This window comes from Priestia sp. TRN 1309 (assembly GCF_050846875.1).
GTDB classification, from domain to species: Bacteria; Bacillota; Bacilli; order Bacillales; family Bacillaceae_H; genus Priestia; species Priestia zanthoxyli.
Map to the genome: position 1 here is coordinate 234,378 of NZ_JBOZGM010000006.1, position 24,461 is coordinate 258,838.

General features: G+C 38.5%; 19 protein-coding genes. 1 reads left to right on the plus strand and 18 read right to left on the minus strand.

The annotated features are described in order from the left end of the window. Positions 1-136: 136 nt before the first annotated feature. The 11 genes from coaE to ACRPLQ_RS22725 form a co-directional block, all read right to left on the minus strand. Complete coding sequence (gene coaE / locus ACRPLQ_RS22675) at positions 137-733, minus strand: dephospho-CoA kinase (protein ID WP_033579624.1); 597 nt, start codon at positions 731-733, stop codon at positions 137-139. Positions 734-756: 23 nt separating this feature from the next. Then, the gene (gene ytaF, locus ACRPLQ_RS22680) at positions 757-1,386 is read right to left on the minus strand and encodes a sporulation membrane protein YtaF (RefSeq protein WP_033579623.1); all 630 of its coding nucleotides are present in this window, start codon (positions 1,384-1,386) and stop codon (positions 757-759) included. Between the two features lie 60 nt (positions 1,387-1,446). Then, the gene (gene mutM, locus ACRPLQ_RS22685) at positions 1,447-2,280 is read right to left on the minus strand and encodes a DNA-formamidopyrimidine glycosylase (RefSeq protein WP_028411775.1); all 834 of its coding nucleotides are present in this window, start codon (positions 2,278-2,280) and stop codon (positions 1,447-1,449) included. A 21-nt stretch (positions 2,281-2,301) separates the two neighbouring features. Further along, positions 2,302-4,929, minus strand: coding sequence for a DNA polymerase I (polA, locus tag ACRPLQ_RS22690; RefSeq protein WP_432236284.1), 2,628 nt, complete (start codon positions 4,927-4,929; stop codon positions 2,302-2,304). Positions 4,930-5,258: 329 nt separating this feature from the next. Next, positions 5,259-7,031 carry a two-component system histidine kinase PnpS gene (gene pnpS / locus ACRPLQ_RS22695; protein ID WP_028411777.1) on the minus strand — a complete coding sequence of 591 codons (1,773 nt, stop codon included), beginning with the start codon at positions 7,029-7,031 and terminating at the stop codon, positions 5,259-5,261. Continuing rightward, positions 7,024-7,740, minus strand: coding sequence for a response regulator transcription factor (locus ACRPLQ_RS22700; RefSeq protein WP_013085192.1), 717 nt, complete (start codon positions 7,738-7,740; stop codon positions 7,024-7,026). Before ACRPLQ_RS22700 ends, pnpS begins: the two co-directional genes overlap by 8 nt. 178 nt (positions 7,741-7,918) lie before the next feature. After that, a complete protein-coding gene (locus ACRPLQ_RS22705) occupies positions 7,919-8,395 on the minus strand; it encodes a MaoC family dehydratase (RefSeq protein WP_098112321.1) in 477 nt (158 codons plus the stop codon). A 133-nt stretch (positions 8,396-8,528) separates the two neighbouring features. Further along, entirely contained in the window at positions 8,529-9,467 is a 939-nt protein-coding gene (gene mdh / locus ACRPLQ_RS22710; RefSeq protein WP_013059443.1) for a malate dehydrogenase, read from the minus strand. Between the two features lie 28 nt (positions 9,468-9,495). Then, on the minus strand, positions 9,496-10,788 hold the full coding sequence (gene icd / locus ACRPLQ_RS22715) for an NADP-dependent isocitrate dehydrogenase (RefSeq protein ID WP_255256853.1): 1,293 nt from the start codon (positions 10,786-10,788) through the stop codon (positions 9,496-9,498). A 74-nt stretch (positions 10,789-10,862) separates the two neighbouring features. Continuing rightward, complete coding sequence (gene citZ, locus ACRPLQ_RS22720) at positions 10,863-11,981, minus strand: citrate synthase (RefSeq protein ID WP_033579621.1); 1,119 nt, start codon at positions 11,979-11,981, stop codon at positions 10,863-10,865. Positions 11,982-12,341: 360 nt separating this feature from the next. Further along, the gene (locus ACRPLQ_RS22725) at positions 12,342-12,803 is read right to left on the minus strand and encodes a DUF441 domain-containing protein (protein WP_033579620.1); all 462 of its coding nucleotides are present in this window, start codon (positions 12,801-12,803) and stop codon (positions 12,342-12,344) included. A 113-nt stretch (positions 12,804-12,916) separates the two neighbouring features. Here ACRPLQ_RS22725 and ytvI point away from each other — a divergent pair, with 113 nt between their 5' ends. Further along, positions 12,917-14,026, plus strand: coding sequence for a sporulation integral membrane protein YtvI (gene ytvI / locus ACRPLQ_RS22730; RefSeq protein ID WP_049166249.1), 1,110 nt, complete (start codon positions 12,917-12,919; stop codon positions 14,024-14,026). 92 nt (positions 14,027-14,118) lie between these two features. Here ytvI and ACRPLQ_RS22735 read toward each other — a convergent pair whose 3' ends face one another. The 7 genes from ACRPLQ_RS22735 to dnaE all read right to left on the minus strand — a co-directional run bounded on the left by ACRPLQ_RS22735 (position 14,119) and on the right by dnaE (position 24,376). Beyond that, positions 14,119-14,511 (minus strand): FxsA family protein, encoded by a 393-nt coding sequence (locus tag ACRPLQ_RS22735; RefSeq protein ID WP_033579618.1) that lies wholly within the window; start codon positions 14,509-14,511, stop codon positions 14,119-14,121. A gap of 82 nt (positions 14,512-14,593) precedes the next feature. Beyond that, the gene (gene pyk / locus ACRPLQ_RS22740; RefSeq protein ID WP_045291184.1) at positions 14,594-16,354 is read right to left on the minus strand and encodes a pyruvate kinase; all 1,761 of its coding nucleotides are present in this window, start codon (positions 16,352-16,354) and stop codon (positions 14,594-14,596) included. Positions 16,355-16,833: 479 nt separating this feature from the next. After that, a complete protein-coding gene (gene accA, locus ACRPLQ_RS22745; protein WP_047749772.1) occupies positions 16,834-17,811 on the minus strand; it encodes an acetyl-CoA carboxylase carboxyl transferase subunit alpha in 978 nt (325 codons plus the stop codon). Further along, positions 17,805-18,686, minus strand: coding sequence for an acetyl-CoA carboxylase, carboxyltransferase subunit beta (gene accD / locus ACRPLQ_RS22750; protein ID WP_028411784.1), 882 nt, complete (start codon positions 18,684-18,686; stop codon positions 17,805-17,807). The genes accA and accD overlap by 7 nt, the downstream gene beginning before the upstream one ends. 226 nt (positions 18,687-18,912) lie before the next feature. Beyond that, on the minus strand, positions 18,913-19,515 hold the full coding sequence (locus tag ACRPLQ_RS22755) for a FadR/GntR family transcriptional regulator (protein WP_028411785.1): 603 nt from the start codon (positions 19,513-19,515) through the stop codon (positions 18,913-18,915). A gap of 79 nt (positions 19,516-19,594) precedes the next feature. Next, on the minus strand, positions 19,595-20,824 hold the full coding sequence (locus tag ACRPLQ_RS22760) for an NAD(P)-dependent malic enzyme (RefSeq protein ID WP_028411786.1): 1,230 nt from the start codon (positions 20,822-20,824) through the stop codon (positions 19,595-19,597). A 201-nt stretch (positions 20,825-21,025) separates the two neighbouring features. Next, positions 21,026-24,376, minus strand: coding sequence for a DNA polymerase III subunit alpha (gene dnaE, locus ACRPLQ_RS22765; protein WP_033579615.1), 3,351 nt, complete (start codon positions 24,374-24,376; stop codon positions 21,026-21,028). Positions 24,377-24,461: the final 85 nt, after the last annotated feature.

Consider the following 24,461-nt stretch of genomic DNA (forward strand, 5'->3'; position numbering starts at 1 on the left):
AACAGATATTTAACACATTCTTTTTTAGAAGCTCGTAAATATTCTCAATAAAAAAATCCGAACGAGCTTGATTCTACCTCAAGAATCAAGCTCGTTCGGATTTCCCTTCAGCTAACATACGTTTATCTCAGCCTCTTTAATCTAGCCATAGGGCTAATATACTTAAAAGCTGTTGTTTTGTTTCCTCTACAGGTCCGTTGTTATTGATCACCGCATCGGCTAAGGCTACTTTTTGAATCAAAGGCAGCTGTGCGTGGATACGTGCATAGGCATCTTTCGTCGAGAGATCATTACGAGATTTTAACCTTTCTAGCTGCACAGGCTCATCGACATATACAACCACTACTTTATCGACTAAATGCGTCAAATCACTTTCAAACAGCAGCGGAATATCTAATACCACAGCATCGTATCCTTCCTCGATATACCTTTCCTTTTGAGAAAGCATTTCTTTTCTTACCGCAGGGTGTACAATTGCATTCAACTTTTTACGTTCTTCCTCTTGAGAAAACACAATTCCCCCTAAAGCCGCTCGATTGATCTCCGCATTTTCGTGAAGAATGGCACGGCCGAACGTCTCTACAATTTGGTTATATGCTTCTTTTCCTGGTTCGACGACTTCTTTTGCAATGTGGTCAGCATCGATTACTGGAATATTAATATCTCTCAGCATTCCGGTTACCGTACTTTTTCCACTAGCAATTCCGCCCGTTAATCCAATTACAATTGACATTGGCCTCTCCTTTATCGCTTTATTTAAAATCTAAAAATACCTAAAATAATAAGCAGAACTCCCGGTAAAAAGGAAAACATTTTCATCCATGATAAACGTGAAAAAACTTTGCCAAACTGTATGCCAGCACTTAAAAAAAGTGAACTCATAAGAGCTACAGCAATTGCTAAAGCATACGGCGAATAACCTAATAAAGCTGCTCCAAACCCTGCTCCAAATGCATCAAGAGATAATGCAATTCCAAGTATAAATGCTTCAATCCCAGTGATGGAACCTGAATTATCTAAATCTGCTGCCGTTGGTTTTTTCAATACGTTAATGACTAAGCCAATTGACTTAATTTCAATTTTCACTAATGTTTTTTCTTCTTTCACTCGAGATGAATCTGCCGGACAAAAAAACTGGTATAAAATCCACATTCCAAGTAGAACAAGAATACCTCCGCCTACTTTATTTAGTACATCCACTGAAAATAGATGCGTAAGTACCTTTCCTAAAAACATAGAAAACATTAAAGAAAATGCTGAGCAACATGAAATAATAAAAATGGATTTCAGCGGGATTTTCACCTTTCGAAGTCCGTATGTCAGGCCAACGCTAAAGCTGTCAAGACTTACGGCAAAAGCAAGAATAAGTAAAGAAAATGTTATCATGATGAGAGGACTCCTTTCCTTTCTGTCTATACGTAGTATATGAAAGGAGCCCATCCATTGTTATTTTTTAGCCGGCTGACAATTTGGGCAGATATGTGTTCCTCTACCGCCTACAACAAATTTTTCAATTGGGGTACCGCAAATTTTACAGGATTCGCCTTTTCTTCCGTACACGTAAAGCTGCTGCTGAAACATGCCTATTTGCCCCTGTGTGTTTACATACGTGCGAATTGTGCTGCCCCCTTGTTTCACCGCTTCTTGAAGGGTCGCTACAATTTCTTCGTACAATTTTTCATACTCTTCGTCTGTTAATTGGCTGGCCACTCGTTCAGGGTGAATCCCTGCGCGAAATAGTGCTTCATCTACATAAATATTCCCTAGCCCAACCACGACATTTTGATCGAGTAAAACCGGCTTGATTTTTCGAGAGGTTTTGCCGATTCGCATTTTTAACTGACTTGGATTAAATGTTTCGTCAAACGGTTCAGGTCCAAGGCCAATAAGAGGAGGAAACAGATCTTCCTCTCCCTTTTTAAATAAGTGCATGGTACCAAATTTCCTTACATCCCGGTATCGTAATTCTGTTCCGTCGGTGAAGTGAAAAAAGACGTGTACATGCTTATCTGGTTCGTCTGCATTTTCATGGAGAGCATATTTTCCTTCCATACGCAGATGAGAAACCATCGTATAATCATCGAGTACAATTTTCAAAAACTTACCTCTGCGTTCAACATCTCGAATGGTTTGTCCAACAAGCGCGTCACAAAACTGCTCAACTTGCTCAGGACGTTTGATAATATTAGGCCATTTAACGGTTACACGCTCAATGGTCTTACCACTGGCTAATTCAATCAACGTACGTCTGACGGTCTCAACTTCTGGTAATTCTGGCACGTTTGTCACATCCTTTTTCCACTACTTTGCTTCGTACCAAGTCTTTCCGTAAGAATAATCTACTTTCAACGGAACTTCTAGCTCTAAAGCATGCTCCATTACTTCTGGTACGATTTTCTCTAAAATTTTAATTTCTTCTTCTGGGGCTTCAAAAATCAGCTCATCGTGTACTTGAAGCAGCAGCTTAGCCTGAAGATTTTCATCTTTTAAGCGCTTATTCATTTCAATCATTGCTTTTTTAATAATGTCAGCTGCTGTCCCTTGAATAGGCGTATTCATAGCTGTACGCTCAGCAAAGCTGCGGAGGTTAAAGTTTCGGCTCGTGATTTCAGGCAAGTAACGGCGGCGGTGCAAGAGCGTTGTTACGTATCCCTTTTCTTTTGCATCGCGCACAATCGTATCCATATACTCCTGTACACCCGGGAAGCTTTTTAAATAGCGTTCAATAAAAGTAGCCGCTGCTTTTCTTGTAATTCCTAAACTTTGCGATAAACCGTAATCACTGATGCCATAGACGATTCCAAAATTAACTGCTTTAGCCTGACGGCGCATATTCGACGTTACTTCTTCTCTTTCGACGTGGAACACATCCATCGCTGTTTTCGTATGAATATCTAAGTCATGCTTAAACGCATCAATTAGCTTTTCATCATTTGCAATATGAGCCAGTACGCGCAGCTCAATTTGTGAATAATCCGCCGCAAATATTAACCAATCAGGCTGTGAAGGCACGAACGCACCTCTTATTTTTTTACCTTCTTCAAGACGAATCGGGATGTTTTGCAAGTTAGGATCTACTGAGCTTAACCTTCCCGTTTGAGTTAACGTTTGATTAAAGCGGGTATGAACTTTTCCATCGCTTTCATGAATAACCTTTTTTAACCCTTCGATATACGTAGACTGTAATTTTCCTAGCTGACGGTATTGTAAAATCTCTGGGATAATATCATGGGCGCTAGCTAATTGCTCTAATACATCAGCTGATGTGGAATAGCCTGTTTTTGTTTTCTTTATGACTGGAAGCTGCATTTTTTCAAAAAGAACAACTCCTAGCTGCTTTGGTGAATTAATATTGAATTCTTGTCCAGCGTATTCGTAGATTTTCGCTTCAATTTTTTCAAGCTGTTCTCGAAGATCTTCGCCCATTTCATCCAAACGCGCCCGATCAATTTTCACCCCTTGATATTCCATATCGGCAAGGACAATGGCAAGAGGCATTTCAAGCTTTTCAAACAGCTCAAACTGTTCATTTTCAACCAATTCTTTTTCCAACACTTCTTTTAAATAAGCTACGGCGGCTGCTTTTCTTATAACATGCTCAGCTAGCTGAGCAGCTTCCGCAATGCTTCGCTTAGCTCCTTTTCCATACACAGCTTCATCTGATTGCACTTGATGATATCCTTTTAATTTTGCAATTGTCGCTAGGTCATCATTTGCTTCAGCGGGATTTAAGATGTAAGAAGCAATCATTACATCATGTTCAATTCCTTTAATTTCATGCCCCGCCCATTTTAACGATACAATCGTACGTTTTCCATTAAATACCGTCTTTTTTACATCTTCATCTTCTAGCCATGCTGTAAACTTGGAAGATGAAAGAGCTGTGTCTTTATCAATAAAATAGTGGCCGTTTTTGTTGCTGATTCCAAAACCGAGCAGCTGATTGTGATGATAGTTTTCTTCATAACCTTCTACGATCAGAGCTGCTTCGCTTGTTAACATATCATCGTGAACTTCCTGCACTATTTCAAACGTCAGTTCTTCAAAATCTGCTTCCTCTTCTGCTGATTCACCAAATTTAGCAAGCAGAGAATTAAACCCAAGCTCTTTAAATAAAGAGATGACCTTTGAAGATTCAAACCCGTCATATTTCGCATCTTCTACAGATACTTCAAGAGGCGCTTCGCAATAAATAGTTGCAAGCTTTTTACTCATGATGGCTGATTCACGATTATCTTCTAGCTTTTCTTTTAATTTTTTACCGCTGACTTGATCGATAGATTGCAATACATTTTCAACGGTTTCAAACTCTTTTAATAGCTTTAAGGCTGTTTTTTCTCCAACTCCAGGCACACCTGGGATATTATCTGAGCTGTCTCCCATAAGACCCTTCATATCAATGATTTGCGCAGCCGTGATTCCATATTTTTCATCAATGGCTGCAGGCGTATAGGAATCCACATCCGTAATTCCTTTTCTCGTAATATCTACGGTTACATGCTCTGACACAAGCTGAAGTAAATCTTTATCACCGGAAATGACTTTCACGGCCATTCCTTTTTGTTCTGCTTGTTTTGAAAGTGTACCGATAATATCATCTGCTTCGTACTCAGGCAGTTCATAGCGCTTAATTCCATATGCATCTAATAACTCACGAATAAAGGGAAACTGCTCTGAAAGTTCAGGAGGCGTCTTTTGTCTGCCTCCTTTATATTCTGTAAATGTTTTGTGACGAAACGTTGTTTTCCCTGCATCAAAAGCCACCAGTAAATGCGTTGGCTTCTCTTCCTCTAAAATACGTGTCAGCATTGTAGTAAAGCCGTATATGGCATTTGTATGTATTCCTTTATCATTGTTTAAAAGCGGCAAAGCAAAAAATGCACGGTAGGCAATACTATTCCCGTCAATTAATACTAGTTTTTGTGTCATTCATGTTCCTCCATTTCGCTCTCTTCTTATCTTACCTTTATTTTAGCAAACAATAAGCTTTAAGGACAAAAAGTACTCTTGAATTCAACGTTTTATTTTCATATGGTGATAAGATCTATACATCATAAAATAAAAAACACCGCCTGGTTATTTTAGGCGGTGTAGCATGTGAATGGATAGAAATTGTCAAAAAGAATCGGCGAAAATAGCACGGTTAAAGCTATTTTCGCCTTACATATTGGCTCCTTGGATGAAGGGGTTTCCATGAAAAATTGTATCAATTAATTATTAAGCTACATTAAATAAATTGTAAAAGGAACGTAAACATTTTACATCTGCGGCAAATACTTGTGCAGCTTCACCGAAAAAGTTGTCCCTTTATTGACTTCACTTTTCACTTCAATTTCCCCTTTATGAGCTTCAACAAGATGTTTAACAATTGCTAATCCAAGACCTGTTCCTCCGGAATTGCGGCTTCTTGCTTTATCTACTCTGTAAAAACGCTCAAAAATACGTGAAATTTCATCAGAATCAATACCGATACCTGTATCTTGAACATGAACCGTAATCGTTTCTTCTTCCTCTTCAAGCGAAACGTGAACGGTTCCTCCAGGCATTGTATACATGAGCGCATTGCCAATTAAGTTAACGAACACTTGCATAAGGCGCTGACTGTCACCATCAATCCACGCTTCTTCAGGAAGCGTATCTAACGTTAGAGTGATTTCTTTTTCATTCGCTCGGTTCGATAGCACTGTTATGACCTCATAGAGAAGGGTATTCAAATCTACTGAATGAATGCTTAGTTTAAAACCTTGCTGTTCAACTTTAGATAAATCCAAAAGATCTTGAATCAGGCTCTCCATGCGCTGGCTTTCCGTTAGAATAATAGATAGAAACTGCTCTCGCAGCTTTGGATCTTCCATGGCACCGTCTAACAATGTCTCACTAAACCCTTTAATGGACGTAATAGGTGTTTTTAGTTCATGAGACACATTCGCTACAAAGTCACGGCGCACTTGTTCTAGTTTTTTCAGCTCGGTAATATCATGGAAAACAAGCACAATGCCTTTCCATTCATCGTTTAAGCCAATAATCGGCGCTCCGTAAACATCAAAATATCTTCGTTCAATATTTAAAGGCAAAACGACTTGTTTTCGAACCTTTACTTCGGTCATAAATATTTTTTCCACAAGTTTAATGATTTCTTTGTGCTCAAATACCTCATAATACAAGTGATAAAGGAAGTCGTCCGGATGTATATGAAACTGCTCTTTATAAGCTCGGTTCACTAAGTTTATATAGCCTCGACTATCGATAAGAAGCATACCGCTTCCCATATTTTCAATTAGCGTGCGCAGCCTGTCCTGCTGCATTTCTTGATTAGTGATAGACTCTTGCAGATTACGAGCAAGTGCGTTAATAGACTGACTCAGCATCCCTGTTTCATCTACATAATCTTCATATGTACGAGCTTTATAATTCCCTTTTGCAAGTTCCATAGCCACCTTGGTTGCCGATTCAATAGGACGGGTATAGCGCCCCATAATCTTTACACCTAAGAGTAAAATCACAATCAAAGCTAGACCTAAGCTTCCAATAAGAAGCCCCCAGATTTGCTGATTTACTTGTTTTAATGAATCAAACGATGTACTCAAAACAACAAATCCCTCTTGCTTACCTTCTATAATAAGCGGGATACCATAGTAATATAAGTCGTAATCTTCTTTAATTTGATCAAAGCTTTTTTTGCTGTTTAACTGCTTTTTTAATACTTGTTGGATTACAATACTTTTTTCGATTCTTTGCTGCTTGCTACCTGGATTTGAGTCAACTAATATTTTTCCATCTTTTTGAACGACAGTCGTTCGTACACTTAGCGAATGACTGATTTGATCAACTTTAGATTTTAAAGCAGGACTTGTGATGCCTTCTTCACTAATGTACATTTCCACAAGCTTTGCTTCTTTTTCCATTCGCTCTTGAAACGTTTGAAAATAAAAGTTTTTAAACAACTGCCCCAGCAGCAGGCCAAGACCTACTAATACAATAATAATAAGTACTAATAGAGCCAAAAGTAGCCTTGAACGAAATTTATTCATCTACCTTTGGTTCCTCCAGCTTATATCCTAATCCTCTAATCGTTTTTATATAAACCGGTTTTCTCGTATTATGTTCAATTTTCTCACGCAGATGGCTGATGTGCACATCTACAATTCGCGTATCTCCGGCAAAATCATAATTCCACACTGCACTCAGCAGCTGATCACGAGTTAATACCCGTCCTTTGTATTTTGCCAAATATAATAATAACTCGAATTCTTTCGGAGTAAGCTCAAGCTGCTCTTGATTAAAGTAGGCCTCATAATGATCTGGAAGAATTTTTAAATCACCAATCATGATGCGTTCGCCATCTTCCTCCTGTTCATTTTCCTGAGCAATAATTTGTGTTCTGCGTAAAATGGCTTTTACACGGGCTACTACTTCTCGAGGACTAAATGGTTTCGTCATGTAGTCATCTGCGCCAAGTTCTAGCCCTAATACCTTGTCAAACTCATCGTCTTTTGCAGTTAACATTAAAATAGGCGTCATCACTTTTTGCTGACGAAGCTTTTTACAAACTTCAATTCCATCCATTTTAGGAAGCATCAAGTCTAACACAATTAAATCAGGTTTTCCTTCTAATGCCTTGTTGTATCCTTCTTCCCCATCTTCAGCTGTTTCTACTGTAAAGCCAGCTTGTTGTAAATTATATTGTAATAATGTTGAAATTGATTGTTCATCATCTACGACTAATAATTTCTTACTCATATTAACGATATAAGCCTCCATCTAGTTAAATTAAACCGCAGCTTCACCCAAATGATATTATTTTCTATTTATCTTCTCTTATCATACAATGTTTTAGCCTCGTTCTCCAATACATTTCAACATTTTCAGAAAATATGGCTAAAGAGCTTCTTCTATATTTATCAATATTTAGGGCGTTTTAAAAATTTTCAAAGTCATGTGTCTCTACTGATGGAAGTCTAAGCGGCGGATACACAAGAAACCGAGCCGTTACTACTTTCTCTTTTTGTTCATTGACCGCTTCTACTTCAATCGTAACAGTTTTAGAAGAAACATCTACCTCTGTGACTTCAAATAAAAATTCAATCGTACTATAATGATGAATTTTTTTGGGAAAGGCAACCGTATGTTCTGCAACATGGCTTCCAGGTCCGGGCAAGTACTTTGAAATGGCTGCTGTCATAATACCGGTAATCATAATGCTTGGCACAATAGGTTTCTTAAAAGGTGTCTGAGATGCATAATCATGCTGAATGTATAAAGGGTTAGAATCATTTGTCAGCCCTAAGTACAATAAGATATCTTTATCTTCAATTCGTTCAGTTAGCGTTAATTTTTCTCCAACTTTTATATCTTCAAGACTTCGACCTATTTTTTGTTTTTTACCTAATACCATCATCATTCCACCTTTTGTATAAAGTAATAGTTTTTCTTTATATACAAGAAAAATTCGAGGTTTCCCTCGAATTTTCCTTGTGACTATTGTTTGAATATCTATAAAAACCTATACTCAAACCTACTTTATTGTATTAAGCTAATACACCCATGACAGTTTTGACTGATTTTGCTGATTGATCTAACGCAGCTTTTTCAGAATCAGTAAGTTCTAATTCAATTACTTGCTCAATTCCTGCAGCTCCTAATACGGTCGGAACACCTAAGTAGATGCCGTTATAACCATATTCACCCTCTAGGTAAGCAATCGCTGGTAAAATACGACGCTGATCTTTTAAGATCGCTTCTGTCATTTCCACTAAAGAAGCAGCAGGAGCGTAGTACGCACTTCCGTTGCCTAATAAGTTAACGATCTCGCCGCCGCCTTTGCGTGTTCTTTCAACAATTGCTTCAAGACGCGCTTTTGGAATAAGCGTTTCAAGAGGAATACCGCCAGCATATGAGTAGCGTACAAGAGGTACCATATCGTCGCCATGTCCACCAAGTACAAAACCTGTGATATCTTTCACTGAAATGTTTAACTCCTGCGCTACGAACGTACGGAAACGTGCAGAATCTAATACGCCTGATTGACCGATTACGCGGTTTTTAGGAAAACCAGATTCTTTAAATACTGTGTACGTCATAGCATCTACCGGGTTTGTTAACACGATAATGTGACAGTTTGGCGAGTATTTAACAACTTCTTGAGTAACAGACTTCATAATTTTTTGGTTCGTTGTGACTAAATCATCGCGACTCATACCTGGCTTACGCGCGATACCAGCTGTAATAATGACAATGTCAGAATCAGCTGTGTCTTCGTAGTTGGCTGTTCCTGTAATGTTAGCGTCAAAGCCTTGTACAGGACTTGCTTCTAACATATCCAGCGCTTTACCTTTAGCTGGATTTTCTAATTGCGGAATATCAACTAATACAACATCAGCTAATTCTTTTTGACCAATTAAAAAAGCAGTTGTAGCTCCTGTAAAGCCCGCTCCGATAACAGATACTTTTTTACGCATATTTGCCATTATAATTCCTCCCCTAAATGAATAGCTATTAAACTGTTACTTGTTTTCCTAGATTGCTAATTAATTCATCAGCAAACTCTGAACACTTCACTTCTGTTGCGCCGTCCATTAAACGTGCGAAATCATATGTTACTACTTTTGAAGCAATTGTTTTTTCCATTGATTTCATGATTAGATCCGCTGCTTCATTCCAGCCAAGGTGTTCAAGCATTAACACACCTGATAATAATACAGAAGATGGGTTTACTTTATCTAAACCAGCATATTTAGGTGCTGTACCGTGAGTTGCTTCAAAGATAGCATGTCCAGTTTCATAGTTGATGTTTGCTCCTGGAGCAATTCCGATACCGCCAACTTGTGCTGCTAATGCATCTGAAATGTAATCTCCATTTAAGTTCATTGTTGCTACTACATCGAATTCACGTGGACGAGTTAAAATTTGTTGTAAGAAGATATCTGCAATAGAATCTTTTACAATAATTTTTCCTGCTACTTCCGCTTCTGCTTGAGCTTTGTTTGCAGCTTGTGCACCTTCTTTTTCAACGATGCGGTCATATTGAGCCCAAGTAAATACTTTATCGCCGAATTCTTTTTCAGCTAGCTCATAGCCCCAATTTTTAAATGCGCCTTCTGTATATTTCATAATGTTACCTTTGTGTACAAGCGTAACAGACTTGCGGCCCTGTTCAATCGCATAGTTGATTGCTGCACGCACAAGACGCTCTGTTCCTTCAGAAGAAATAGGCTTAATACCTAATCCAGAAGTTTCAGGGAAACGGATTTTATTTACGCCTAATTCCGTTTGTAGGAATGAAACAAGTTTTTGTACTTCTTCAGAACCCTTCGCATATTCAATACCAGCATAAATATCTTCAGTATTTTCACGGAAGATAACCATATCTGTATCTTCTGGGCGCTTAATTGGAGAAGGTACGCCGTCAAAGTAGCGAACAGGACGTAAGCATGTGAATAAGTCTAATTCTTGACGCAATGCCACGTTTAGAGAACGAATTCCACCGCCTACTGGTGTCGTTAATGGTCCTTTGATTGCAATTATGTATTCGCGAATTGCATCTAACGTTTCTTCCGGTAACCATTCGCCAGTTTGATTAAATGCTTTTTCACCTGCTAATACTTCTTTCCAAACGATTTCTTTTTCACCATTGTATGCTTTTGCAACTGCTGCTTCTAATACGCGGGAAGCTGCTGCCCAGATATCCGGACCAATTCCGTCACCTTCGATAAATGGAATAATTGGGTTATTTGGTACGTTTAAAACGCCGTTTGCTACAGAAATTTGTTCACCTTTTGTCATGAGAATGACCTCCTTAAAAAATTGTCTACTTTCACTTATGGAAAAGTGCTCAACGAACGTGAGCACCTTCGTCACATTGTTTAGCTGCGCTCTTCAAGCGGAATGTACGTTTGTTTTCCAGGACCGATATAATCAGCTCTTGGACGAATCAAACGATTGTTTGAATACTGCTCTAAAATGTGAGCAATCCATCCTGATACGCGGCTTACGGCAAAAATCGGAGTAAATAAATCGTGATCAATACCTAAGCTGTGGTATACAGAAGCTGAATAGAAATCAACGTTTGGCGGAAGCTTCTTCTCGCCTGTTACGATTTCCTCAATTTTCACTGACATATCGTATAGCGTTGTATCTCCTGCTTGTTTTGTAAGTTTTTCAGACATTTCTTTCAAGTGCTTGGCACGAGGATCACCCTGCTGATACACACGATGTCCAAATCCCATAATCTTTTCTTTTTTCGCGAGCTTTTCGCGAATGTAAGGTTCTGCGTTTTCAACTGTTTGAATGTCAGACAACATTTTCATAACAGCTTCATTCGCTCCCCCGTGAAGAGGACCCTTTAACGCCCCAATAGCGGCTGTAATCCCTGAATAAATATCGGATAACGTTGCCACACAGACACGCGCTGTAAAAGTTGAAGCATTTAGCTCATGGTCAGCGTGTAAGACAAGTGCTTTATCAAACGCTTCTACTTGGATATCAGTTGGCTCTTCGCCGGTTAACATATATAAAAAGTTAGCGGCAATGCTATAATTTTCGTTTGGCTCAATTGGCTCTAATCCGTTGCGAACTCTTGAAAAAGCCGTCACCACTGTTGGTAATTGTGCTTGCAAACGAACAGCTTTGCGATAATTTGCTTCTTCATCCATTAAATCAGCTTCAGGATCGTACAACCCCAATAGTGATACGACTGTTCTTAAAGCTGCCATTGGATGAACATCTTGAATTGGATAAGTTTTGAAATGATTTAAGACTTCTTGGGGTAATTTAGCGTTTTCTGCTAGTAATCTAGAAAACACAGATAATTCTTCTTTATTAGGTAATTTTCCGTGCCATAGTAAATACACCACTTCTTCAAATGTTGCATAATTCGCTAAATCATCAATATTGTAGCCTTGATATGTTAAAGTGTCATCAATAATTGAACTTACTGCTGACGTTGTAGCGACTACCCCTTCTAGACCTCGAGTTGCTGTCATAAATCTCCACTCCTTTACAGAAAAAATTCCCCATACCTTTCTGTGTAAAACGTGAAAAACAAAATTGAGCTTCTGCTCAACTAGACATTAAATGATATACGAAGCGCCTCTTTTGAATATATATCTTGGAAGAACATTCCTTCACCCCACGTAAAGAAAATGCTTACATTTCCATTTGTTTCAATAACACACAAAATTAAAACATCTGCATGTGTCATTGCTTTGTTACAGCCCTATAGGTAAAACATACAATTGTATGTAAAAAGATGCGGCCTCAAAATATATTATAAACAATTATCTGACTTTTGTGAATCAAAAGAGAGAAGAAATTTTAAAAAAATTATTATTATACAAAAATTTCTACGAAAAAAGTTCAGTTAATTTCATAAATAAATAAGCAATTCCAGCACCGATTAACGGACCTACTGCTACCCCTTGAAACAGCGCCACAGCAAGAATTGTGCCAAAAACTAAAGCGGTCGTAATATGCGGATCATCTTCCAAGAGCGTAAGCCCATATTTGGCAATAATTGCTACAGCAATGCCGGCTCCTAGAGCAATCCAGGCATAAGAAGATTTCACAGCTTCTCCTAATTGTTTAAACCCTATGTCTCCTGTTGCAATTGGCACAAGAACGGCAATTGTAATCACCGTTACCCCAATATTAATTCCTTTTGATTGTAGAAAAGGAAAAACCTTACTGTCTAACCCGATTAATTTTAAAATAAGTAAAAATGCAACTGCAATGATTAATGATTGATTTTTAGCCACTAATCCAATTACGAGTAAAACAGCTAAAAAAAGCATCGGTTGTGAAAACATTTTACTCATCCTTTCTTTTTTTATTGTGATAATTCTAAAGCGTATTACGTAACTATTTTATGAGTAGCTTTTTCTTTTGTTGACTATCGTTTACAAGGAGGCCTCTATTTATTGTGTACAAGCTTCATTTACATCGCCTATTTCGCTTAGCTTGTGTGTTGGTAATTATTGCAGCAGCTGTATTTCTTAGTTATTATGTCTCTTCTCTCCTCTATCCATTTATTATCGCCTGCTGCATCGCTTTTTTTATAAATCCTATGGTTAATCTATTTGAATTAAAGCTGCGCTTACCACGCTACTTAGCTGTTTTACTGTCAATGGTTCTTATCTTCTCTCTTTTGGCTGGACTTATTACGTTACTTATCACAGAAATTATTGCAGGAAGTACGTATTTAGCGAAAGTTGTTCCCACAAATTTCAAAGAAGTGGTCATATTTATTGAAAATATTGCTACAGAACAAATACTTCCGTTTTATGAACGCATTACTTCTATGTTTAATAACTTAAATACCGGTCAGCAAGCAACTATTTTATCGAACATTAAAGGGGTAGGCAACCATATCGCTCAAACGGTGGGCGATTTTCTGCAAAATGTATTGCAAAGCATCCCAGTATTTTTATCCGTATTGCCTAATGCAGCTACTGTGATTATTTTTTCATTGCTGGCTACTTTTTTTATTAGTAAAGATTGGTACAAGCTGATGGCTAAAAGCAGCGTGTTTATTCCTAAAAAAGTAAGAGAAAATGGACAGACAGTTGTTATGGAGCTTAAAAATGCACTGTTTGGTTTTATTAAAGCTCAGCTTACGCTTATTTCGATTACCACCATCATCGTTCTTTTTGGTTTACTTGTTCTTAAGGTTGATTATGCTATTACAGTCGCTTTATTAATCGGCTTAGTAGATATTCTTCCTTACCTCGGAACAGGACTGGTTTTTGTTCCTTGGATGATTTATGCGTTTGCAACAGATAATGTGTCATTTGCTGTAGGACTTTCGGTACTATATGCTGTAGTACTTGTGCAGCGACAAATTATGGAGCCCAAGATTCTGTCATCGAGCATTGGTCTTGACCCTCTTGCTACATTAATTGCTTTATTTGTAGGATATCAATTGATTGGATTTTTTGGATTAATAGTTGGCCCTGTTATTCTTGTTATTCTAAAAACACTTCATACAACGGGAGTTTTTAAAGAAACGTGGCAGTTTATTGTAGGAAAATGAAGAAAGAGAGTCAGACACAATAAAAAAATCCGAACGGTTTATCGTTCGGATTTTCCTTGCACTAAAGTACTTTTGTTCCAGCCTCTTTCTAGTTAACGTATAATCGTCATTCGATTACGTCCTTGAAAAAATCTTCTTAGCCACGTTAAAAGGAAAGGCTTAACGATTTTGCGTGTAAACGGCAGTAAAAAGATAAAGCCTACAACATCTGTCAAGAAGCCTGGAAACAGGAGAAACAAACCGCCAAATAGTACACACATACCATCAAGGATTTCACCGCTTGGAACATGTCCTTGGCTCATCTGACGCTGTGCTTTTTGAAAAAGAGATGTTCCTTGTTTTTTCGCTAGAAACGCACCAATAAAACTGGTAGCAATAATCAGTAAAAATGTTGACATTACACCAATGAGATGACTTGAATAAATCAAAATCATTACCTCAACAGCAGGTACAATAAGAAGGAGCGGAAGAAGCTTCCTCACCATCATCACCTCTTCGCTTATTGAATTGCCTAAACAAAAAGAGAAGGATTTCCCCTTCTCTTTTTTTCAATCATCTACGTGTTTCTTACAGTACGCTTGCGTGTCCGTTGTATACAACACCACGTGAAGCATCAACTGTAATATCTTGATCTTCTGAGAATACGCTTGTTGCGTTTTCTACACCTACAATGACAGGAATGCTTAAGTTTAATCCTACTACAGCTGCATGGCTTGTTAGACCGCCTTCTTCCGTAATAAGAGCCCCTGCTTTTTCGATTGCACTGATCATATCGCGATCTGTGCTGTTTGTAACAAGGATAGCACCTTCAGTCATTTTTGCATTTGCTTCTTCAGCAGTTTTAGCAATAACTACTTTACCAACTGCTGCTTTACGACCAATTCCTTGTCCTTTAGCCAGAACGTCACCTACAACTTGAACTTTCATTAAGTTCGTTGCACCTGATTCTCCAACTGGAACACCAGCAGTAATAACAACTAAATCACCGTGTGCTACAACGCCTGTTTTTACTGCGTCATTTACAGCGTGATCTAACATATCGTCAATTGTACTTACGCGCTCACCAACAACTGGTGTAACACCCCATACTAGAGAAAGACGACGTGCAACAGAATCGTTTGCTGCAACAGCTACGATTGGAGATTGCGGACGATATTTAGAAACGATTTTCGCTGTATAACCACTTTCTGTTGGCGCTACGATTGCACTAGCGTTTAAGTTAAGCGCTGTGTGTACAACAGATTGTCCGATTGCATCTGTAATAGATGGGCCAACTTGTTTGCTGCGCTGTTGTAAAATCTCAGAGTAGTTTAGAGCTTGCTCAGCACGAGAAGCGATTGAATGCATTGTTTGTACAGCTTCAACTGGGTAAGAACCCGCAGCTGTTTCACCAGATAACATAATTGCATCTGTACCATCAAAAATAGCATTGGCAACGTCACTTGCTTCCGCACGAGTCGGGCGCGGGTTGCGTTGCATTGAATCAAGCATTTGTGTAGCTGTAATAACTGGTTTGCCAAGTGCATTACATTGTTTGATTAGATCTTTTTGTACTAATGGTACTTCTTCAGCAGGAATTTCTACTCCTAAGTCACCACGAGCAACCATTAAGCCGTCTGAAACTTCAAGGATTTCTTTGATGTTATCTACGCCTTCTTGGTTTTCGATTTTTGAGATGATTTGAATGTGAGCTGCATTGTGTTTTTCTAGTAGTTCACGAATTTCTAATACATCAGATGCACGACGCACAAAAGAAGCAGCGATAAAATCAATGCCTTGTTCGATACCAAATACAATATCGTTTGCATCTTTTTCAGTGATACCAGGAAGGTTTACACTTACGTTTGGCACGTTTACACCTTTTTTATTTTTTAATGTACCAGGGTTAAGTACTTTCGTTTTGATTTCACCATCAGTTTTATTGACATCTAGTACTTCAAGACCGATTAAACCGTCATCTAAAAGGATTTTTGATCCTACGTGTACGTCATCAATTAGACCTGGATATGTAATTGAGAATTTTTCAGTTGTTCCCACTACTTCTGTCATAGAAACAATGATTTCAGCGCCTTCTTCTAACTCAATTGCACCATTTTCCATTGTGTTTGTACGAATTTCAGGTCCTTTTGTATCAAGTAAGATACCTACTGTTTTACCTGTTTGTTTCGCAGCTTCACGAATGTTAACGATACGTGCACCATGCTCTTCAAAGTCACCGTGAGAGAAGTTTAGGCGACAAACGTTTAAGCCTGAGTTAATTAGTTCAACTAATTTTTCTACACTTTCACTCGCTGGTCCAATAGTACATACAATTTTAGTTTTACGCATTCAAATTTCCTCCTATATATTTACTATTTACTCTTTAGGTAGAGCAAACAGCTATTTCCTTTACTAACCTTTTACAAGCAGGCTGTGAACAAATATTTTGTTGCCTTAACCTGTTCACCTTGCTTTACGTGTAACTTATGAAATACCTACATAGCGCTGAATCAAATAGCAAACAAATACACAGCACTTTAACGATGAATTTCTTCATCGTTTGCTTCTTGTTTTACTATTCCCTGCAATTCATACAGCAATACTTGCTGCCTGATTTGTCTTATATATCTCACGTTTTAGAGAAAAGACAAACGCTCGCACAGCTGCTAATAACCATAGGAATTTTTTAAAAAACACTCTTTTTCTACTTTTACTTAAAGGTTTTTGCTGTCTATAAAATACCACGAAGAACTTGTAAACACAATAGAGAAGGGCTATACAAACCGCACAAAAACGCGCACCCTTATTTTTCAAGAGTGCACGTTTCTTTATTTTATAGTAATGGCATCGTTTTCAGCTGCAAATTGTCCGATTTTTTTGTATTTTAAATAACGCTCTTCCACTAGCTCTTCTTTTGATAAATTCATCAGTTCTTTTAATGACTTCTTAATAATGCTTTCCATGTATCCAGCTTGTGCATCGATATCTCGATGAGCTCCGCCTTTTACCTCTGAAACCATTTCATCTACAATACCCAGTTCTTTCAAATCCGGTGCTGTAATCTTCATCGTTTCAGCAGCTTTTTTAGCAAGAGAAGAATCTTTCCAAAGAATGGCAGCCGCTCCTTCTGGAGAAATAACTGAATACGTCGAGTTCTCAAGCATATGAAGGTGATTTCCTAAACCTAATGCCAAGGCTCCTCCGCTTCCTCCTTCTCCAATGACAATACAAATAACAGGTACAGTTAAGCCAGCCATTTCGAAAAGATTTTTCGCAATAGCTTCGCTTTGTCCGCGTTCTTCTGCCGCTTTTCCTGGATAAGCTCCTTTTGTATCAATAAAGCAAATAATTGGGCGGTTAAATTTCTCCGCTTGCTTCATTAGACGCAGTGCTTTACGGTAGCCTTCAGGATGAGGCATACCAAAATTACGGCGAATATTTTCTTTCGTATCTTTACCTCTCTGATGTCCAATCACGGTAACAGGCACGCCATTAAACTTGGCAATTCCTCCTACGATTGCTTCATCATCTCCATAAAAGCGATCTCCATGACACTCTAAAAAGTTTGTAAACAAGCGAGTAATATAATCGAGTGTTGTAGGACGCTCAGGATGACGAGCAATTTGAACACGGTTCCACGGGCTTAGATGATTGTAAATATCGTTTTCTACTTTTTCTAAGCGCTTTTCCAACTTATCAATTTCGCTAGATAAATCCACTTCTGTATTTTTAGCAAACTCTTTCAGTTCTGCAATCTTGTCGCGTAACTCAACAATTGGACGTTCAAACTCTAATTCACTTACCACTCGATGTCACCTCCTGCTACGTGTATATCTAAAATAGTTGTTAACGTGTCTTTTAAATCGTGACGGTCAATAACTCCATCTAATTGACCATGCTTCAACAGAAATTCAGACGTCTGAAAATCTTCTGGAAGCTCTTCTCTAATTGTTTGTTCAATAATACGTCTTCCAGCAAAGCCAATTAACGCGCCCGGCTCGGCTAAATTATAATCGCCTAGCGAAGCAAAGCTTGCTGACACTCCTCCCGTAGTAGGATGTGTCATGATCGAAATGATTAAGCCGCCTTCGTCACTGAACATTTTAAGGGCTGCGCTAGTTTTAGCCATTTGCATCAAGCTCAGAACACCTTCTTGCATACGTGCACCGCCTGAAGCTGTGAAAATAAGGAATGGGACATGCATTTCCTTTGCTTTTTCAATGGCGCGAGTAATTTTCTCACCTACTACAGAGCCCATGCTTCCCATACGGAAATGTGAATCCATAACAGCAACCACTACTTTAATTCCTTCAATATCTCCTTCACCCGTAACAATCGCTTCACTTAAATTAGTTTTCTCACGATCTTTTTCGAGCTTTTCAAGATAATCCGGGAATCCAAGAGGATTTTCTGACGTCATATCTTTGTCGTATTCAACAAACGTACCGCTGTCAATCAAGCTTTCAATACGCTCTGGTGCTGTCATTTGATGATGATATCCACAGTTTAAGCATACTTTTAAGTTTTTATTTAACTCTTTTGTATACATGATTTTCTTACACTTTTTACACTTGGTCATAATCCCTTCAGGTACATCTTGTCTCATATGCTCAGAAGGAATCGTAGCATATTTTCGTTTTTTTGGAGTTTTTGTGTTTTTTGTAAATAAATCTCGTAACAAGGTGTAACCTCCTTTTGGTTCTTTTCTTTAACATAAGAACCTTTCTTCTTCCTCTTCTTCTACTTTACACGTTATGAAAGCCCGTCTCAAACGCAAAAACAAGCGACATATAAGAAAAAATTGGATGAATTATTCGCTTCACTTTATTAGTTGCTATTTACTTTACTAGATGACGGTTTGATTTTGTGTAGAAAGATGGCATGTCTCTTTCGACAAATTCCTTCTTTCACACTTGTTTGTAGCACTGATGGTGAAGATTTAATACAGCTGCTTCATCTTTTTTAACTAGCGCCTCTACTAATTCATTTATAAGAGTGTCGCTTGGCGCTGAGTTTTGTTGAAAGGTTTGAGAAAAACGGCAAATAATCAGCCAAATTCGGTGCAATAGCCGATTAGGCTGCAAAGAAAACAAATAGTCAAACAAGTTCTTTAAGCGATCGTCATTCTGCTTTTGAATTACTTTTGAAACATTGATTTTGTTCTGTTCCGCTAAAACAGAAAACAAACAGCTTTTTTCCAGAATATATCTCGTCTGAATTAAGTCTGACTTTGTTTTGCCGTCTTGTATTAAAAAAGTAGCTAATAAATCAATAAATTGATGATCTCCCACTTCTTTAATAAACGTACCTTCACCTCTTCTAGTTTCAATCAATCCAATTAGCTCTAACGCTCTGAGCGCTTCTCGAACGGAAGAACGTCCTGCGCCTAACCGTTCAGAAAGCTCTCGTTCTGACGGGATTTTATCACCCGTAGTTAAACGATCATCTTCCATTAGCTGGCGAATTTGTTTTAGAATTTCTACATATACTTTTGAACGTTCATTCTTCAAGTTTATTACCACTCACTTTACATTACTTTAACAGGCATGCTTGAAGCATCATGCCTGTCAAAGAACAGTTGATGTAACCTTATTCAATAATCGCTAAACGGCGTGTATTTTCAGCTACGGCTTCTGGCTTTACTTTTATTCGGGCAACGCCTGTTTCCATAGCTGCTTTTGCAACAGCTGCGGCTACTGCCGGAGCCACTCGTGCATCAAATGGCCCTGGAATCACATAGTCTGTATTCAAGTCCTCTTCCGTAATTAAATTAGCAATGGCCTCAACTGCAGCCATTTTCATTTTTTCATTAATATGAGTAGCACGCACATCCAGTGCACCTCGGAATATCCCCGGAAACGCTAAGACATTGTTCACTTGATTAGGAAAATCTGAACGTCCGGTGCCGATTACTTTCGCGCCAGCTTTTTTAGCTTCTTCTGGCATAATTTCAGGCACTGGATTTGCCATTGCAAAAATGATTGGGTCTGGATTCATCTTTCCAATCATTTCCGATGTGAGTGCTCCTTCAACCGAAACTCCAATAAATACATCAGCTTCTTCTAACGCATCGGCTAACGTACCTTCTACTTTGCTTCGATTTGTATAGGCTGCAACTTCATCTTTTATACGGTTCATGCCATGAGGACGCTTGTCATAAATCGTTCCTTTGGAATCACACATAATAATATCGCGCACTCCATAGCTGTATAATAATTTAATAATAGCAATGCCAGCAGCTCCTGCTCCATTCGCTACTACTTTGATTTGTGACATTTTTCTTCCTGTCAGCTTCAGGGCATTAAGAAGACCCGCTACCGTAACAATAGCCGTCCCATGCTGATCATCATGAAAAACCGGGATATTTGTTTCCTTTTTCAACCGCTCTTCAATTTCAAAACAGTTAGGAGCCGCAATATCTTCTAAATTAACGCCTCCAAAAGTTGGTTCTAGCAATTTAACAGTTTCTATAATTTTGTCCACATCTGTCGTGTTTAAACAAATTGGGAATGCATCTACGCCGGCAAAACTTTTAAAAAGGACAGCTTTCCCTTCCATTACTGGCAGAGCAGCTTCAGGGCCTATATTGCCCAAGCCCAATACGGCAGTGCCGTCAGATACAACAGCTACCATATTTCCTTTCATCGTATATTCATATACATTGTTTACATCATCATATATTTCTTTGCAAGGTTCTGCTACACCAGGGGAATAAGCAAGGCTTAAATCCTCTGCGTTTCGAACAGGAATTTTGGACTTTGATTCTAGTTTACCTTTGTTAATGCGGTGCATATGCAATGCTTCTTCACGTAAAGACAATGAATTTCACTCCCAATAAACAAAATGATAACAAATACTGCGCCTGAACCATGTTCTTTCCCACACTCATATGATGTTATAAATCCAATTGCATTTCATTTCAAGAAAAACGCATCTAATTCGTATATTTTATAAAAAAACGGTGGTCAGACCACTTTTTTAACTATTTTACCATATAACATCACATGAAATCTGTAAAGACTATATCTTCTTGAACACAACGTGCTTCTCTCCAAGCATTGCTTTTAACGTTTTGATCAACTCATCGCTTCGTTCAACAGAATAGTGAACAGGAAGCTTGACCAATTGACGTTCTGCCTCATAATAAATTTTCACGGGGATTTTCCCTCTATGAGACTGAAAATGCTGATAAATAGTATGAAGCAGCTTTTCCGTACCTTGCTTTGTTTCTATACGTAAGTACAATTCTTCTGACGGTAATTTTTGAACCGCTTCGCTAGCAGCTTCAGCACGTTGACAAACAATTTGCTGCTGCCCATTTCTTTCATCTATCTTTCCATGTATCAGTAAAACCTTACCTTGTTCAAACAGCAGACGATTCTGCTCAAATACGCGGGGAAACGCAACAACTTCTCCTTCTCCACTTTCATCCGTAATGCGCAAAAAGGCCATTTGCTCTCCTTTTTTCGTGCGAATGACGCGAATTTCCAACACAAATACTAAAAGAGAGACCGCTTTTCCTGAAGCGTGTTCTTTCATATCGTGAAGAGAAACAACAGAATAAAAGGAATTCAGTGCTTCATACTGAGAAGCAGGGTGGCTTGATAAATAAAAACCTAGCATATCTTTTTCATACTGAAGCCGATCTTCTATTTTCAGTTCCTCTTTTTCCATATATTTAGGCTTTAACGAAAATTCAGCTCCAAATCCAAAGTCATCATCAGGGAGCACCAAGCTTGCATGTTCAAATGCTACATCAATGGTTGCTAATAAAGTTGCTCGATTTTCTCCAAATTCATCAAAGCCTCCGGACAAAATCAAAGCTTCAAGCGCTTTTTTATTCACGGCTTTTGGTGAAACACGTGCACAAAAATCAAATAAGTCTTCAAATCTTTTTTTCTTTCTCTCTTCTGTTATTTCCTGCATAGCTGCCGCACCAATATGTTTAATCGCTGCAAGGCTATATCTTATTCTTTCACCTTCTACATTAAACGAATACATGCTCTTGTTAATAGAAGGTGGGAGAACTTGTATTTTTTTTCTTTTGAGTTCATTAATATATTGAGCAATTTTCCCTTCGTTTCCAATAACACTCGTTAACAACGCTGAAAAGAACTGTAGCGGATAATGTGTTTTTAAATAAGCTAACTGATAGGCCACCATACTGTAAGCAACGGCATGGCTCCGGTTGAAGCCATAATCAGCAAAGCGCACAATAAGGTCATAGACCCGATTAGCAACGGATAGGTCATATCCTTTCTTCTCGCTTCCTTGAACAAAATGTGCTCGTTCACGATCAAGCACGGATCGTTCTTTTTTACTAACTGCTCTTCTCAATAAATCTGCTTCTCCAAGAGAAAAACCGGCCATCTTTGAAGCAATCTGCATAATTTGCTCCTGATACACGATAACGCCATGGGTGGATTGTAAAATGCCTTGAAGCGTGGGATGGTCATATATGACGCTCTCCACTCCGTGCTTGCGCTTAATATAAGTTGGAATATTTTCCATCGGACCGGGTCTATACAGCGCGTTAACTGCTACAATATCTTCTAGCTCTGTAGGTTTTAATTGCTGAAGAACCCTTCTCATTCCATCTGACTCTAGCTGAAAAATCCCTGTCGTATCTCCTTTGCTCAGCAGTTCAAAAGTTTTCTGATCGTTAAATGGAATACGAGACAGTGACAGCTTTTGGTTCATGTCCCGCTCAATTTTCTTTAAAATGTGATCTAAAATGGTTAAGTTACGCAAACCTAAAAAGTCCATTTTCAAAAGCCCAACGTCTTGCAGAGCTTCCATTGGATATTGAGTCAGATATACATCATCATGTCCTTCTTGTACAGCTATAGATTGCGTCAGCGGCTTCTCACTGATCACAACGCCTGCTGCGTGTGTGGAAGTATGCCTTGGCAGTCCTTCTATCTTCATGGCAATGTTATACCATTGCTTTCTGGCTTCATTTTCTGCTAAATAAGTTTGAAGAACTCTTGAATCACGAAGAGCGCTTTTTAACGTTGTACCTGGTTTAGTTGGAATCGCTTTAGACATTTTATTTAACGCCTCTTGATCAAATCCCATCACTCTTCCTACATCACGTACGGCTGCTTTAGCCGCTAATGTTCCAAATGTAATAATTTGAGCTACATGCAGCGCTCCATATTTTTGAGCCACATACTGAATGACTTGATCCCGTTTATTATCAGGAAAATCGATATCAATATCAGGCATCGAAATACGTTCAGGATTTAAAAAGCGCTCAAAGAGAAGCTGATGCTGAATTGGATCAACATTTGTAATTCGTAAGGCGTATGAAACTAGTGAGCCCGCCGCTGAGCCACGACCTGGACCTGTTAAAATACCATGTTCATGAGCATAATTCATAAAATCCCACACGATAAGGAAGTAATCGCTAAAGCGCATACTTTCAATAATGTTCAGCTCATAATCTAAGCGTTTCTGGTATTGTTCCGTGATCACTTGAACTCTTTCTTGCAGTCCTTTCTCGCAAAGAGTGCGTAAGTAGGTTGATGATGTAACGGACGGAGGAACAGGGTATTTTGGAATAGACATGACGCCTAGAGAAATTTTAAGCTCGCATCGTCTTGCGATTTTTATACTTTCTTCTATTAAAAAATGCTGATCATGAAAGAGAACTTCCATTTCATGAGGTGATTTGAAATAGTACTCGCTGCTTTCTTCTTGCACCTGTTCACCGCTATGTAATTTCTCTCCGTCTCGAATAGCCGCTAAGCAATCATATGCGTCCCGATCTTCTTTTTTTAAATATTTCACTTGATTCGTTGCTACGAGCGGGACATTTTCTTCAGCAGCAAGCTCCGTTAACTGCTGATTTATCAAAGCTTCATCCTGTCCGTGGCGCTGTATAGATATATACAAAGACTGAGAATATACTTTTTTAAAGAATTGAAGCACTCGCTTTGCATCTTGAAGTTTGTTTTCTGCTAGCAGAGTTTCTACTTCTCCCCTTACGCCAGGTGTAATAGCAATCAGCCCGCTGCTATAATGCTGGAGCCATTTTTTCTTTACACCGTGTTTTTCCTTTGTTTGAACTAAACTGCTTAGTTTTAATAGATTTTCATAGCCTTTATCATTTTCTGCTAGCAAAACTAAAGGATACGCTTGCTCGCTTTCTTCATGTTCCAAAATTGATAGTGTAAGCCCAATAATCGGCTTAATCCCCGCTTTCACGCAGGCTTTATAAAAAGGAATGACTCCGTACATTACATTTTCATCGGTCAAAGCAATCGCTTCATAGTTCATTTTTTTAGCTGTTTCTACAAGTTCATGAATACGAACGGAACTGCTTAGTAAGCTATAAGAACTTTGAAGCTGTAAGTGAACAAAAGGCACAGGACTTCCCACCTTTCTTTAATTCTTTATTCTCATTATAAATTTTGTTGCGGGCGTAGACAAATTACATAACTCTGAACGTTTG